Raw genomic sequence first — 246 nt, forward strand, 5'->3', positions numbered from 1 at the left:
CGAAGATCCTGGCGATCGATATCGGCCGGAACAGCATCCGCCGGACGATCCCCCTCGACGCGGGCGTGGTTCCGGATTCCTCTCTGAACGACCTGCGGGTCGACGTGCGCGACGGCCGCGCGCTGGCCTACGTCACCGACCAGGGCCAGGCCGGCGCGGGCGCGATCCTGGCGGTCGACCTCGACAGCGGGCGGGTGGTGCGGCGCCTCGCGGACCATGCCAGCACGCGGTCCGAGGAGGGCCTGG

Annotated in this window: 1 protein-coding gene; it reads left to right on the forward strand. The window is 73.2% G+C overall.

From position 1 onward, the window contains the following. Positions 1-246: L-dopachrome tautomerase-related protein (locus KZZ07_RS27280; protein ID WP_219520160.1), on the forward strand; the 246-nt coding region annotated here is incomplete at both ends.

The sequence above is a fragment of the Mameliella sp. CS4 genome (genome assembly GCF_019392335.1).
In the GTDB taxonomy this organism is placed as follows: domain Bacteria; phylum Pseudomonadota; class Alphaproteobacteria; order Rhodobacterales; family Rhodobacteraceae; genus Antarctobacter.